Annotated in this window: 11 protein-coding genes and 2 pseudogenes; 12 read left to right on the top strand and 1 reads right to left on the bottom strand. The window is 71.6% G+C overall.

Annotated features, from left to right (window positions below; translation table 11 throughout):
- Positions 1–419: 419 nt before the first annotated feature.
- The 12 genes and pseudogenes from dapA to Manayef4_RS13600 all read left to right on the top strand — a co-directional run bounded on the left by dapA (position 420) and on the right by Manayef4_RS13600 (position 13,929).
- A complete protein-coding gene (gene dapA / locus Manayef4_RS13655) occupies positions 420–1,478 on the top strand; it encodes a 4-hydroxy-tetrahydrodipicolinate synthase (protein WP_011437920.1) in 1,059 nt (352 codons plus the stop codon).
- Entirely contained in the window at positions 1,475–3,160 is a 1,686-nt protein-coding gene (locus Manayef4_RS13650) for a ribonuclease J (RefSeq protein WP_070131850.1), read from the top strand. The genes dapA and Manayef4_RS13650 overlap by 4 nt, the downstream gene beginning before the upstream one ends.
- 372 nt (positions 3,161–3,532) lie before the next feature.
- The gene (locus Manayef4_RS13645) at positions 3,533–6,067 is read left to right on the top strand and encodes a DNA translocase FtsK (RefSeq protein WP_254665642.1); all 2,535 of its coding nucleotides are present in this window, start codon (positions 3,533–3,535) and stop codon (positions 6,065–6,067) included.
- A gap of 106 nt (positions 6,068–6,173) precedes the next feature.
- Positions 6,174–7,043 carry a helix-turn-helix domain-containing protein gene (locus tag Manayef4_RS13640; protein ID WP_023840202.1) on the top strand — a complete coding sequence of 290 codons (870 nt, stop codon included), beginning with the start codon at positions 6,174–6,176 and terminating at the stop codon, positions 7,041–7,043.
- A 4-nt stretch (positions 7,044–7,047) separates the two neighbouring features.
- The gene (locus Manayef4_RS13635) at positions 7,048–8,619 is read left to right on the top strand and encodes a MiaB/RimO family radical SAM methylthiotransferase (RefSeq protein WP_070131848.1); all 1,572 of its coding nucleotides are present in this window, start codon (positions 7,048–7,050) and stop codon (positions 8,617–8,619) included.
- Entirely contained in the window at positions 8,609–9,418 is an 810-nt protein-coding gene (locus Manayef4_RS13630; RefSeq protein ID WP_011437915.1) for a CDP-alcohol phosphatidyltransferase family protein, read from the top strand. Before Manayef4_RS13635 ends, Manayef4_RS13630 begins: the two co-directional genes overlap by 11 nt.
- A complete protein-coding gene (locus Manayef4_RS13625) occupies positions 9,408–10,709 on the top strand; it encodes a competence/damage-inducible protein A (RefSeq protein WP_070131847.1) in 1,302 nt (433 codons plus the stop codon). Before Manayef4_RS13630 ends, Manayef4_RS13625 begins: the two co-directional genes overlap by 11 nt.
- Positions 10,710–10,830: 121 nt before the next feature.
- Positions 10,831–11,079: pseudogene (locus Manayef4_RS13620) on the top strand (helix-turn-helix transcriptional regulator); the annotation flags it as partial.
- Positions 11,080–11,415: 336 nt separating this feature from the next.
- On the top strand, positions 11,416–11,883 hold the full coding sequence (locus tag Manayef4_RS13615) for a DNA starvation/stationary phase protection protein (RefSeq protein WP_070131846.1): 468 nt from the start codon (positions 11,416–11,418) through the stop codon (positions 11,881–11,883).
- Positions 11,884–12,068: 185 nt separating this feature from the next.
- Positions 12,069–12,263, top strand: coding sequence for a hypothetical protein (locus Manayef4_RS13610; RefSeq protein WP_023840200.1), 195 nt, complete (start codon positions 12,069–12,071; stop codon positions 12,261–12,263).
- Between the two features lie 48 nt (positions 12,264–12,311).
- A complete protein-coding gene (locus tag Manayef4_RS13605) occupies positions 12,312–13,151 on the top strand; it encodes a PspA/IM30 family protein (protein WP_011437911.1) in 840 nt (279 codons plus the stop codon).
- Positions 13,152–13,170: 19 nt separating this feature from the next.
- A complete protein-coding gene (locus tag Manayef4_RS13600) occupies positions 13,171–13,929 on the top strand; it encodes a hypothetical protein (protein ID WP_011437910.1) in 759 nt (252 codons plus the stop codon).
- Positions 13,930–14,208: 279 nt separating this feature from the next.
- Here Manayef4_RS13600 and Manayef4_RS26700 read toward each other — a convergent pair.
- A pseudogene (locus tag Manayef4_RS26700) lies at positions 14,209–14,349 on the bottom strand (methyltransferase, FxLD system); the annotation flags it as partial.
- Positions 14,350–14,442 lie beyond the last annotated feature (93 nt).

Genomic DNA, 14,442 nt, shown 5'->3' with positions numbered 1-14,442 from the left:
GGAGGCTCTGTCGCGGCGAGTGGGACGGTGCTGCGCGGTCCGGTCCGGTGCGGTGCGGTGTTGTCTTCGCCGGTCGTCCCGTCGTCCCCGAGCGGGGCCCGGCCGGTCGCGATCCGTCTCCATCCGGTGACGGCAGGGTCCGATCGGCGTCCGACCCGGTCGCGGTGCCCGACACCGCGCGGTGCGCCGTCCCCGGGCTGGGCCGGATGGTATCCGCGTGTGGTGGCCCGGCGGCCCCCGCGGGTCTCGCGCCGGTCGCCGGTGGTGCTTGTGGGCGGGTCCGGGGAGCAGACCCGGCTCGGGCCGGCGGAGCGGGAAAGGCGGCGTGGGCGGAGGATGGACCGGTGCCGGCCCGGCGGTGTCGGAGGAGTGAACGTGGAGGTTCGGCGGTCCGGCGGGTGACGTCGGTCGCCGAGGTGATGTCGGAGGTGCCGTCTAGCGTGACCGGTATGTCAATGTTGCCGCCGGCGCCGTTCGGGCGCGTGATCACAGCGATGGTCACGCCGTTCCGGGCGGACGGCGGTCTCGATGAGGCGGGTGCCGCGCAGCTCGCGAGCCGTCTGGTGGACGCCGGCAACGACGGGCTCGTGGTCAACGGCACCACCGGGGAGTCTCCGACGACCACCGACGAGGAGAAGGACCGCCTGGTGCGGGTCGTCGTCGAGGCCGTGGGAAGCCGTGCCCGCGTGATCTCCGGTGTCGGGACGAGTGACACCGCGCACAGCGTGGAACTGGCGCGGGCCGCCGAAGCCGCGGGCGCGCACGGCCTGCTCGTCGTGACGCCCTACTACAACAAGCCACCGCAGGCCGGGTTGCTGCGGCATTTCGTCACCGTCGCCGAGGCGACCGGGCTACCGGTCGTCGTCTACGACATCCCCGGCCGGACCGGGGTTCCGGTGGCGTCGGAGACTTTGGTGCGGTTGGCCGAACACCCGCGTATCGTYGCGGTCAAGGACGCTAAGGACGATCTGCCCGCATCCTCCTGGGTGCTGGCGCGGACCGGTCTGGCGTATTACTCCGGCACCGACGCGCTCAATCTGCCGTTGCTGTCCATCGGGGCATGCGGAGTCATCAGTGTTGTCGGGCACGTGGCCGCACCCGCGATCCGTGCCATGATCGAGGCCTTCGGGGCCGGTGAGGTGGGTCGGGCGATCGCGCTGCATCAGGGCTTGCTGCCCGCGTACGAAGGAATGTTCCGCACCCAGGGCGTGATCCTGGCCAAGGCCGCGCTGCGGCTGGCCGGGCTGCCCGCGGGGCCGGTCCGGCCACCGTTGGTGGACGCCACTCCCGCCGAGGTCGCGCGGCTGCGGGCGGACCTCGCCGAGGCGCTCCTCGACGCCGCCGGGCCGCCGGGCGCGCCTGGCGGCGTCGAGGCCGGGGGGCGGGGCGCGCCGGCCGGCGCCTCGTCCGGGTCCGGGTCGTCCGGGTCCGGGTCGTCCGTCGGGCTGGCCGTCGCCGCGGCGGGTGAGGTCTCATGAGCCATCCGCATCCCGACCTCGGCCCGCCGCCGCCGCTGCGCGCGGACGGCCTTCGGATCATCCCGCTCGGTGGGGTTGGGGAGATCGGTCGCAACATGACCGTCTTCGAACACGCCGGCCGGCTGCTGATCGTGGACTGCGGGGTGTTGTTCCCGGAGGACGTCCAGCCGGGGATCGACCTGATCCTGCCCGACTTCACCGCCATCCGGGATCGCCTCGACGACATCGAGGCGGTGATCCTCACCCACGCACACGAGGATCACATCGGGGCGGTGCCCTACCTGCTGCGGGAACGGCGTGACATCCCGCTGATCGGCACCCGGCTCACCCTGGCGCTGATGAACGCGAAGCTCGCCGAGCACCGCGTCAAGGCGGTCACTCAGGAGATCCGGGAGGAGGAGCGGCACGCCTTCGGGCCGTTCGAGTGCGAGTTCTTCGCGGTCAACCACTCCATCCCGGACGCCGTGGCCGTGGCCATCCGCACCGAGGCCGGGCTCGTCCTGCACACCGGCGACTTCAAGATGGACCAGCTGCCGCTCGACGGCCGGCTGACCGACCTGGGGGGCTTCGCGCGGCTCGGCCGCGAGGGTGTGGACCTGCTGCTGTCCGACTCGACCAACGCCGAGGTGCCCGGGTTCGTCACCTCCGAGCGGGAGATCGCCCCGGTGCTCGACGGAGTCTTCCGCGAGGCGACCCGCCGGATCATCATCGCCTGCTTCGCCAGCCATGTGCACCGGGTGCAGCAGGTGCTCGACGCGGCCGAGGAGCACGGCCGGTCGGTCTGCTTCGTGGGCAGGTCGATGGTCCGCAACATGGGAGTGGCCCGCGACCTCGGGTTGCTGYGGGTGCCACCGGGTCTGATCGTCGACGCCCGGGACGTGGACGCGCTGCCGGACCRCAACATCTGCCTGATCTCCACGGGCTCCCAGGGGGAGCCGCTCTCGGCCCTGTCCCGGATGGCCAACCGGGATCACCAGATCCGCATCCAGGCCGGCGACACGGTCGTGCTCGCTTCCAGCCTCATCCCCGGCAACGAGAACGCGGTGTTCCGGGTGATCAACGGGCTGACCCGCTACGGCGCCAAGGTCGTTCACAAGGGCGTGGCGAAGGTGCACACCTCGGGTCACGCCCCGRCGGGCGAGTTGCTCTACGTTCTGAACGCCACCAGGCCGTCCAACGTCATGCCGGTCCACGGCGAATGGCGGCACCTGCGGGCCCATGCCAAGCTCGCCGAGGCGACCGGGGTGCCCCCGGACCACGTGGTGCTCGCCGAGGACGGCATGGTCATCGACCTGCTTGACGGCCGGGCGCGGATCACCGGCGTTGTTCCCTGCGGCTATGTCTACGTTGACGGCGCCGCGGTCGGGGACGTCGGTGAGCCGAGCCTGAAGGACCGCCGGATCCTCGGCGAGGAGGGTTTCATCACGATCACCGTCGTGGTGGACGCCGCGGCGGGCAAGGTCGTCGTCGGCCCGGATCTCTCCGCCCGCGGCTTCTCCGATGCGCCGGGCGCCTTCGACTCCGTCTCCAAACTGGTCAGCGACGGGCTGGTGGACGCGATGCGCACCGGGATGAACGATCTGACGGCCCTGCAGCAGCTCGTGYGGCGTACGGTCGGTCGCTGGGTCAACGAGAACTACCGGCGCCGTCCGATGATCGTTCCGGTGGTTCTCGAGGTCTGAGGCGTTGCGGCGCGCCCGGTTCGTCGGGGTTGCCAGTACTCGGGCACGCTCGTGTGTACCGTTTCGACGGTGGCCACACGGACCAGTGGCGCGCGGACGCGTGCGCAGACGGAGACGGCCACGTCCCGGCCGAGGGGCGGTGGTGGGCGTCAAGGCACCTCGCGGGGTGAAGGTACCTCGCGAGGCGGCGGTCAGGGYGGCAAGGCACGCGCATCGACGGCGGCTGGCCGGTCGGGCGGCTCTGGCCGGTCGGGCAGCTCCCGCGCGGCCGGCCGCGGTAGGACACCGGCCCGTCCACCGGCGCGGGCGAGTCGCCCCCCGCTGTCGCTGCTGATCGGCCAGACAGTCGTCAAGAGCGTCTACCGGCTGTGGATGGGCGCGGCGACGGCGCTGGGCACCGTGCTGCGCCGGGCCGGTCGGGGCGCCCGTGAGCTGCACATCGATCCAGGGCACCGGCGTGAYGGGCTCGGCCTGACCGCGTTCGGCGGGGCGATCCTGGCCGGCGCCTCGGTGTGGTTCTCCGCCGCCGGGCCGCTGGGGAGGTATGTGGCCGCGATCCTGGAGCTGCTGGTCGGCGCCGGCGCCTGGGTACTGCCGCTGTTCGGCCTGGGCGCCGCGTGGCGGCTGGTCCGGTCCCCGACCGATCCGGATAGCCGGGGCCGGGTGGTGATCGGGTGGACGGCGGTCGCCGTCGGTCTGCTCGGCATGGTGCACATCGCCCGTGGCCTGCCCGACTTCTCGGACGGCGTCGCCCGGATGCGGGCGGCCGGTGGCGTCGTCGGGCTGCTCGGTGGCCTCCCGCTGGCGAGCGCGGTGACGCCGTACGTCGCCGTTCCGCTGTTGCTGCTGCTGACGTTCTTCGGCGTTCTCGTCATCACGGCGACCCCTGTCCGCCAGGTGCCCGAGCGGCTCGGTGAACTCGTTGATCGGCTCACCATCGGGGTGYGCGGTCCCGCCCGGGATGCCGGCGAGTACGACGCGGACGCGGACTTCCGCGACGACCCCGAGGACGATTCGGAGCTGTCCGACGGCCTGCTCGCAGCCGGGGCGGCCGGGGCGGGTAGGGGTCGGCGTCGGCGTGGTGGTCGGGCGACCCCGCCTGGGGGAACGTCCCCGGGTGATGGCGATGCCGCCGATGCCGCCGATGCCGCCGGGCCGCCCGCCGGGCCGCCCGCCGGGGATCTCGCCCTCGACCTGTTCGGCGAGCTCGCCGGCCCGGAGGCGGACACCGGCTACGTGACCACGGCCCCCGACCCGGGCGGTGCGGCCGCCGGTGGCGGGGAACCGGTAGCGGGGGCCGCACCGCCCGGGTCGCAGCGCAGGGCCCGGGCCCGGACAGCCCGGGTGACCGCGGGTGCGGCGGACACCGCGACCGGCGTCCCCGGTCCGGGTTCCGCGGACTTCGGCGGCGAGATCGAGCATCTGGTCCCCCCGACCGACGGTGACTACCGGCTGCCGTCGCCGACCCTGCTGCGTTCCGGTACGCCGCCCAAGGTCCGCTCGGCCGCGACCGACGGGGTGATTGCCTCGCTGACCGACGTGTTCGCCCAGTTCAAAGTGGACGCCCAGGTCACCGGCTTCACCCGGGGACCGACGGTGACCCGCTACGAGGTCGAGCTCGGTGCCKCGGTCAAGGTCGAGCGGATCATCCAGCTCACGAAGAACATCGCGTACGCGGTGAAGAGCCCGGACGTGCGGATCATCAGTCCGATCCCGGGCAAGAGCGCGGTCGGTATCGAGATTCCCAACACCGACCGGGAGTTGGTGTCGCTCGGCGACGTCCTGCGCAGCGGGGAGGCGATCGGTAACCCGCATCCGCTGGTTGTCGGTCTCGGCAAGGACATCGAGGGCGGCTACGTGCTCGCCAACCTGGCCAAGATGCCGCACATCCTCATCGCCGGGGCGACCGGAGCCGGCAAGTCGACGTGTATCAACACCCTCATCACCTCGGTGCTGGCCCGGGCCACCCCTGACCAGGTGCRCATGGTGCTGGTGGACCCCAAGCGGGTCGAGCTGACGAACTATCAGGGTATTCCCCATCTGATCACGCCGATCATCACGAATCCCAAAAAGGCGGCCGATGCRTTGCAATGGGTCGTGAAGGAGATGGAGAACCGGTACGAGGACCTGGCCGCGTGCGGGGTGCGTCACGTCGACGACTTCAACCGCAAAGTGCGCAACGGCGAGATCGCCGCCCCGCCGGGATCCGAACGTGTCTACGTGCCCTACCCCTACATCCTGGCCATCGTCGACGAGCTCGCCGACCTGATGATGGTGGCGCCGCGCGACGTCGAGGACGCCATCTGCCGGATCACCGCCATGGCCCGGGCGGTGGGCATCCACCTGGTGCTCGCCACCCAGCGGCCCTCCGTCGACGTGGTGACCGGCCTGATCAAGGCGAACGTGCCGTCCCGGCTCGCCTTCGCGACGGCGTCGTTGGCGGACAGCCGGACGATCCTCGACCAGGCCGGCGCGGAGWAGCTCGTCGGCCTGGGGGACGCGCTCTTCCTGCCGATGGGAGCGGGTAAACCCGCCCGTATCCAGGGTGCCTTCGTTTCCGAGGACGAGATCGCGGCCATCGTCGACCACACGAAGGAACAGGCGCCGGCGGCGTTCCGGGAGGACGTGTTCGACGCCGGCGGCGAGGCCAGGAAGGAGATCGACGAGGAGATCGGAGACGATCTGCAGCTCTTCCTGCAGGCCGTCGAGCTCGTGGTGAGCACGCAGTTCGGCTCCACCTCGATGTTGCAGCGCAAGCTGCGGGTCGGGTTCGCGAAGGCCGGGCGGCTGATGGACCTGATGGAGAGCCGGGGCATCGTCGGCGCAAGTGAGGGATCGAAGGCGCGTGACGTGCTGGTCATGCCGGACGAGTTGGAGGGTTTGCTCACAACCCTGCGTAACGGATGAGGAAGCCTCCGGTGGAATGTCCCCGCTTTCAGCGCCGGGGGACGCACCGTAAACTGAAAGCCTCGCGCCCACGGTAGGCGGAAAAGACGGTTGCRGAGGTTCGCTSATGCAGTCCGCGGACGATCCGCAGCCGCGGGACAGCGTCGGGTCCATCCTGGCCGCGGCGCGGCGTGACCGCGGTCTCACGGTCTCCCAGGTCAGCGAGCGCACCCGGGTCAGGGCGGGTCTGATCGATCAGATCGAGCGGGACGACTTCTCGCAGTGCGGCGGCACGGTGTATGCCCGCGGGCATCTGCGCAGCATCGCCACCACCCTCGGGCTCGATCCCGGGCGGGTGCTGGCGGCTTACGACGCCTCGCACGAGCACCACACCGGCCCATTGATGATTATCCCCTCGGCCGAGTTCGATCCGCTGCGCGGGGGGTCCCGCCGGCGGCGCGGCGGGTTCCGGTGGGGTCCGGCAATGATCGTTTCGCTGGTCGTGGTGTGCGTCATCGCGGCTCTCGCGTTGCTGCTGCCAGGTTCCTCCGGTTCCTCGGACGACAGGGCCGCGCCGGGGCCGGGCGGGGCCGTGGGGCTCACTCCGACCGTGAGCGTCCCGCCGGTCTCGACGAGCCCGGCCGCTCCCAGCGTGACCACGCCCGCGCCGACAGGGGTGAACGTCGTCCTGACGGTACGCGACGCGCAGAGCTGGCTGGAGGTGCGCGACGACGCCGAGCATGTCCTGCTCTCCCAGCTCCTGCAGTCCGGCGACAGCCGGACGGTGACGGCGTCGGGGGCCCTGCACATCAGGGTGGGCAATGCCGGTGCGGTCGATGTGTCGTGCAACGGCAGGAGCCTCGGGGCGCCGGGCGGGCTCGGGCAGGTCGTGACGATCCGGGTGAGCGCCGCAGCCTCCGGCGCCTGCGAGGTCGGCGACGAACAGCGTAGCGGTCTCGTGGCCGCGCCACCGCCCGCGCCGGTCCCGGTAGCCTGACCTGGTGTCCACACGCCTCCATCGCCGGGTAGCTCTGATCACGCTCGGTTGTTCCCGGAACGAGGTGGATTCGGAGGAGCTGGCCGCCCGGCTCGGCGCGGACGGGTGGGAGCTCGTCTCCGACGCCGCCGACGCCGACGCCGTGCTCGTCAACACCTGCGGATTCGTCGACGCGGCGAAGAAGGACTCCATCGACGCTCTGCTTGCGGCGGACGGCCTGCGGGCCGGTGGCGGTCCGTCCGGTCCCGCGGACGGCGCCGGCCCGGGTCCGCGCGCGGTGGTGGCCGTGGGCTGCCTGGCCGAGCGTTACGGAACCGAGCTCGCCGAGAGCCTGCCCGAGGCGGACGCGGTCCTCGGATTCGATGCCTATCCGAACATCGCCACGCACCTCGCGGCCGTGCTGGCCGGTACCCCGGTGCCCGCGCACTCCCCGCGTGACCGGCGGACGATGCTGCCGATCACCCCGGTGGACCGGGCCGCCCCCGCTCTCCCGCCGGCCGCGGTGTCCACCGGAGCCGTTCCGCTGCGCCGGCGGTTGACGGCCGGGCCGGTCGCCGTCCTGAAGATCTCCAGCGGGTGTGACCGGCGCTGCGCCTTCTGCGCGATCCCGTCGTTCCGCGGCTCCCACGTCTCGCGGTCACCCGACGACGTGCTCGCCGAGGCCGAATGGCTGGCCGGTCAGGGTGCCCGCGAGCTGGTCCTGGTCAGCGAGAACTCCACCTCCTACGGCAAGGACCTCGGGGATCTGYGCGCGCTGGAGAAGCTGCTGCCGCAACTCGCGGCGGTGTCGGGCATCGTCCGGGTGCGCACGGTCTACCTGCAGCCCGCCGAGATGCRTCCGTCGCTGCTCGAGGTGCTGCTGACCACTCCGGGCCTCGCGCCCTATCTCGATCTGTCCTTCCAGCACGCGAGCCCGCCGGTGCTGCGCCGGATGCGCCGCTTCGGTGGCAGTGGGCACTTCCTCGACCTGCTCGCCCGCGCCCGCGCGCTGGCGCCCGAGCTGGGGGCGCGATCCAACGTCATCGTCGGGTTCCCGGGGGAGACCCCCGAGGATGTCGACATCCTCGCGGAGTTCCTCGAGGCCGCCGAGCTCGACGCCGTCGGCGTGTTCGGCTACTCCGACGAGGAGGGTACCGAGGCCGCCGGGCTGACAGACAAGATCCCCGATGAGCTGATCGAGCGCCGCCGGGTACGCGTCACCGACCTCGTCGAGCAGCTGACCGCCGCCCGGGCGGACGCGCGGATCGGCTCCCGGGTACAGGTCCTGGTGGAGGAGGTCGCCGGTGGTCTGGCCACCGGCTGCGCCGCCCACCAGCAGGCGGAGGTCGACGGCGGGTGCGTCGTGCGACTGTCCCCGGGCGGCGCGGCGGATGACGGGCCGGAGCGCCTCGGGGTGGGGGATCTCGTCGGGGTGGGGGATCTCGTCGAGGCCCGGGTGGTCGCCACCGAGGGTGTCGATCTGATCGCGGAGTTCATCGCGGTGCTCGATCGGGCCCGTCCCACGGCTGCGGTCGCGCGGCCGACGCCGGACCKGGCGGCGGCCCTCGTGGGCCGGGGCGTCGCGGATGGGACGTGACGGCGTCGGGCGCCGACGCCAGGGGGAGCGCGGCGAAGGGCCGTCGCCGCTCCCCGCGGAGCCCGTTTCTGCCCCGGTGGTCCCCGCGGCCCCGGTGGTCAACGTCGCCAACCTGCTGACGATCACGCGGCTGGTGTTGGTGCCGGTCTTCGTGGTCTTCCTGTTCGCCGGGCCCGACGGTCACACCTGGCGGTACGCCGCCTTCGGCGCCTATGCGGTGGCCGCGATGACCGACCAGATCGACGGCTCCATCGCCCGCCGCTGGCACCTCGTCACCGACTTCGGCATCCTGGTCGATCCGATCGCCGACAAGGCGCTGACCGGTGCCGCGTTGATCTCGCTGTCCGTGCTCGGCGAGCTGCCCTGGCCGGTCACCGCACTGATCCTCCTGCGGGAGGTCGGTGTCACCCTCCTGCGCTTGTGGGTGATCCGCTTCGGGGTGATCGCGGCGAGCCGTGGGGGCAAGGCCAAGACCCTGCTGCTGAACGTCGCGATCGGTCTCTACGTGCTTCCGCTGGCGGGCGTTGCCGCCACGAGCCGGGCCGTGATTCTCGCGGCCGGCGTGGTGGTCGCCATGGTCACCGGGATCGATTACGTCTGTCGAGCTCTCACGCTGCGGCGGCGGGCCTCGCGGGATTCCGGCGGTGTCACCCCGCCGAGGGGCGCACCATCCACCGGCCTCTCGCCCGGCACCGGCCCCTCGGTGCGCCACCGGATGGCGGGGCCGGCCGGGTCCGACCCGTCGACGGCGGCCGGACCGACCATCAGGAAGACGGAGGGGCGGACCGATGCGCGCTGAGCTGCTGGCGGTGGGGGACGAACTTCTCTACGGCGACATCGTCAACGGCAACGCGGCCTGGTTGGGTCGGCAGCTGGCCGACGTCGGAGTGACCGTCACGACGTCAACGGTCGTCGGTGACGACATCGACATGATCGCCACGGCGATCCGGGTGGCACTGGACCGGGCTGACGTCGTCATCATGACCGGAGGGCTCGGTCCCACCCAGGACGACCTGACCCGCGAGGGCATCRCCGCCGCGGCCGGCGTCGGCCTGCGCCGGGACGACTTCCTGGAGTCGATGCTGCGGCGACGGTTCCGGGACATGGGCCGCGGTGAYGGTGGCCGGCGCGTGCCCCAGATGAACTACCGGCAGGCGGACCTGCCCGAGGGGGCACAACCGCTGCCGAACGGCACCGGAACAGCCCCGGGGATACGGATGGAGATCGGGACTGGCGTCGTCTACGCGATGCCCGGTGTGCCGTTCGAGATGAACGGCATGTTCACCRCCAGCGTGCTGCCCGACATCCTGCGCCGGGCCGGGCAGCCCGCGGTGGTCGTCCACCGGGTGCTGCGCACGGCGGGCATGTGGGAGTCGGCCGTCGCCGAGGCCCTCGCGGACGAGGTCGACCGRCTTGCCCGGATCGGCAATCCGCGCATCGCGTTCCTGGCCAGCGGTGGCCAGACCCGGGTGCGTATCACGGCCCGGGCCCGGGATCGGGCCGAGGCCGAGATGCTGATCGCACCGGTGGAGACCGCGGCCCGGACCGCACTGGGCGCCGGGGTGTACGGCGGTGCGGACGACTCCCTCGAAGGCGTGGTCCTGGGGCTGCTCGTCCAGCGGTCGGCGACGCTGGCCGTCGCGGAGTCCATCACCGGGGGGCTGCTCGCCGGGCGGCTGACCGACGTCCCCGGTGCGAGCGCCGCGTTCCGTGGCGGCATCGTCTCCTACGCCACGGAGGTCAAGGCGTCGGCGCTCGGTGTCGACGAGGGGCTGTTGGCCGCCGAGGGCGCGGTGTCGTCGAGGACGGCCGCCGCGATGGCGGCGGGGGTCCGGTCCCGGCTGGGCGCCACCTACGGGTTGGCCACCACGGGAGTCGCGGGCCCGCAGCCGCAGGAGGACAAACCGGTCGGAACGCTGCATATCGGCCTGGCCGGACCGGACGGCACCGTCACCCGGTCGGTACGGCTGCCCGGGGACCGGCCGCGCATCCGCACCTACGCGGTGGTGTCCGCGCTGGACCTGGTGCGTCGGATGCTCGCCGGGCTGCCGAACAGCGAGATGACCACAACCGGAGACGGCGCACCCTGATGCGCGAGACCAATCACCGGATCTGAGGTGCTTACACAGTTACAGTCCCGTCAACGAGGGCCCGATGGTCGCGGCGGTGGGTATACGGTGAACGCATCCCGCGGACGAAGGAGGAGGCTCGATGGTCCTGCTCCGACGCATGCTCGGCGAGGCGTTGCGCCGCCGCCGTCAGGATCAGCACCGCACGCTTCGGGAGGTGTCGTCGGCGGCACGGGTGTCGCTCGGCTACCTCTCGGAAGTCGAGCGTGGGCAGAAGGAGGCCAGCTCCGAGTTGCTCGCCGCCATCTGTGAYGCACTGGGAGTACGGCTCGCGGACCTGCTGCGCGAGGTGAGTGAGGATCTCGAACTCGCCGAACTGGCGGTCGCCGCGCGGGTCGGCGCGCCCACCGTGGTGGTTCCCGCCCGCGCCGCGGTCGTCGACCGGGCGGCCTGAGTTGCGCGTCCGGCGTCTTCCGGTGTCCTGCCACGTCGGCTGTCCCGTTCACGTTCGGGGTCTGCTCCGTTCATGACGTGCGCTCCGTTCGTGATGTAGGTCCCGATGAGGTAGGTCTCGATGTGTGTCTCGTTCGCGATGTCGGGCTGTGCTGGACGTCGGGCTGTGCTGGACGTCGGGGCGTTCTGGACGTCGGGTGTTCTGGTCGCATACGGATCTCTTCACGGGGCACGCCGCAGGGAGCAGATGTCTCCGGCGTGAGAGAGGTCGAGTATGAGTGCCATCCGCAGCCCGCTGTCCGACGGGGCACGAAGTGTCACCGGTGAGGCCCTCMAGGGCACGTTGATCGACCTGATCGACCTGTCCCTGTCCGCCAAGCAGCTGCACTGGAACGTCACCGGGCGCACCTTCCGTAGTGTGCATCRCCAACTCGACGAGGTTGTCGATCTGGCGCGTCGTTACGCGGACGCCACCGCCGAACGTGCCGTCGCGATCGGGGTCAACCCGGACGGTCAGTCCTCGACGGTCGCCCGAAGCACCCACCTGCCGGGAGTGGAGGTGGGGTACATCCCGGATGAGAAGGTGATCCGGCAGACAACCGAGGTCCTCGCCGGGGTGGTCACGAGGATGCGTACCCGCATGGACGCGACCGAGAAGGCCGACCCGGTCACCCAGAACCTGATCATCGAGATCGTCCACGACCTGGAGGAGCAGCACTGGATGTTCCAGGCGATGGTGTGAGTCCCGYGCCGGTGGCGGTTTGCCCTCCCCGAAAGGGCCCTCCCCCGAAAAGGGTTGTCTGGTGGCGGGTGGCGGGTGGCGGACCCCTCCGCGACTATCCCGAGATAGTTCTCGTGGCGCAGGTTGGTGCCGATCGTCGTTCCCGGGCGGACTCCCGGGCATGGCCCGCAGGGAAAGAAGATCACGTGAATACCCCCGCGTGGCCGGAGGACGACGACGGCTGGTCGGAGTGCCGGCTGGTCCAGGTGTGCAAGAGCTGCAACGGATTGGGCGAGCTGCTGGTGGTCTTCGCCACCATGCGCGGCGGCTTTGTGCCGGCCTGCCGGACGTGTCTGGTCTGCGCGGGACGCGGCCGCACGGCGCTGCAGCCGCCCGTCTGAGTCCGCCGCGGGGTAACCGCCGCGGCTCCGGCGTGCGACGATCGATGTATGGCGAATGTCGTCCGCAAGATCTACCGCTATCTGTCGGCCTCGGCGAACCGGAAGTTCGACGAGAAGGCCGACCCGCGGGTGCAGATCGACCAGGCCATCATGGAGGCCCGGCAGCAGCACGAGGCGCTGGTCCAGCAGGCGGCGCTCGTCGTGGGTAACCAGCGTCAGCTGGAGATGCGCATGGCACGCCAGGTGGACGAGGTCGCGAACCTCACCGAGTCCGCCCGGTCCTCGTTGCTGCTGGCTGACAACGCGCGAGCGGCCGGTGACCTGGTCACCGCGGCCGGGTACGAGGAGACGGCCCAGGCATTCGCCAGCCAGCTGGTCTCGGCGGAAGCATCGCTGGAGGACCTGAAGAACCTGCACCGCCAGGCCGCCGCGTCCGCCCAGCAGGCCCGAACCGCGGTCGAGGACAACACCGTGCGGATGCAACGCCATCTCGCCGAGCGTGCCCGCCTGCTGACACAGATCGAGCACGCCGCCATGCAGGAGCAGATGACCAAGGCGATGGAGGGGATGTCCTCGCTCGCCCCGGCGGGGGACACGCCCACCCTCGGGGAGATCCGCGACAAGGTCGAGCAGCGCTACGCGGTCGCTCTTGGGCGTCACGAGCTCGCCTCGCAGGGGATGGAGGCGCGGATGATCGAGGTGCGGCGCGCGACCATGGACGCCCGGGCCTCCTCCCGCCTCGCCGAGTTGCGCGGTGACATGGCGGCCGGGGGCCAGCTTCCCGCTGGCGCGGGCGGTTCCGCCGCATCGCCCGATTCCGCGGCGTCGCCTGGTTCCGCGGCGTCGCCTGGTTCCGCGGCCAAGCCCACCGGCGGTGGGACGCCGTGAGTCGGATGGCGGACCGGCCGTGACCGGCTGGCCGGGTTGGGACGGGGCGCCGGGCGGGGCACTGCGGCCGGCGTTGCCGGACTGGGTGCGTGCCGATGTCGAACGCCGGTCGTTGCTGCGGACCGAACGGCGCGCCGGGCGTGGCGTCCGGTGGGCGCGTCGTCGGGCGGCGGTGACCGCCTTCGGATGGATCGCCGTGGCCTCGGTGACGCCGGTCGCCGCCGTCGTGGACGGTTGGGGTTGGCTGGTCGTGGGCGCTGCGGCGATCATCAGGGCGGGTCTCGCGGGCTGGGAGACGGCCGTGATCCGGCGGGAGGACCGCGGGTTCGCCCTGCCGAGCGCTCCCGCTCCGCCTCCCTGGGCGTTGCGGCACTCGGCGGCCGCCGAGCCGTTGCGCCGTGGCGAGGCGGGTCTGGCGGCGCTCGTCGCGATGGCCCGGACGCTTGCTCCCGGCGCCGCCCGCGGCCCGGTGCGGGCGGCCGTGGCCGGCGCCGCCGATCTGGTGGACGGGCTGCGGGTCACCGCCATGCGGGTCGTCGCGTGTGAAAGGGCGGCCCGAGCGGTGACGTATCCCGCTCGACGAGCCGAGATCCTGGCGACGAGGAAGGACCTGGTGGCCGAAATGTCGGCGTCGGTGGCCACTCTGGACGACCTGCTGGCAGCGGCCAGCGAGGTCGTGGGCACGGTGGTCGCGTCTTCGCCGGACCTGGCCCGACTGACCCAGCAGATCGAGGCTCTGCGTGGCTACGCTGCCGCACTGCGTGAACTTTCCGGTTGATCGCGGATGTCGACGGTGATCCCGGGTGTCGGTTGCCAGCGAAGATTTCAGTTGCGATGCGGCAGGTGCCGGGTGAGGTGGCGGTCAGCCACAGCCAGATGTGGTCAAACGGCTCGTTGGCGACGACGGAGGCGCCGGACCACGCGGTGGTCTCGGTCCAGTGAACATCTCGTGCAGGGCGGCCGGGGCGATGTTCTGGTCGGCATCCCAGCACAGGTCCACGTTGTCAGTGATCGTGCCGGTCTGCTCGCCGGTCGACACGATACCGATCATGGGAATGAACCCGCAGAGCTGGCTGCTTTCCGCCCGGAGATGGGTGTCCTGACGGGCGAAGGCGACACTGCGGGCCTGGCCCCGCCAGTGCAGCGGGACCACGAGCGTACCGCCGGGGGCGAGTTGGTCGAACCAGGCCGGGGGCAGGTCCCACGGCCCGACTTATCCGGATTTTGATCTTGCGGCCGCGGCTGGGCGCCGTGGCTGACTGGAACGCGAGGAGGTCGCCTGTGGTCACCT

Origin of the sequence: Frankia sp. CgMI4, from assembly GCF_001756285.1 — a bacterium.
Classification (GTDB): Bacteria; Actinomycetota; Actinomycetes; order Frankiales; family Frankiaceae; genus Frankia; species Frankia casuarinae.
This window is presented reverse-complemented; position numbering and strand designations above follow the sequence as displayed.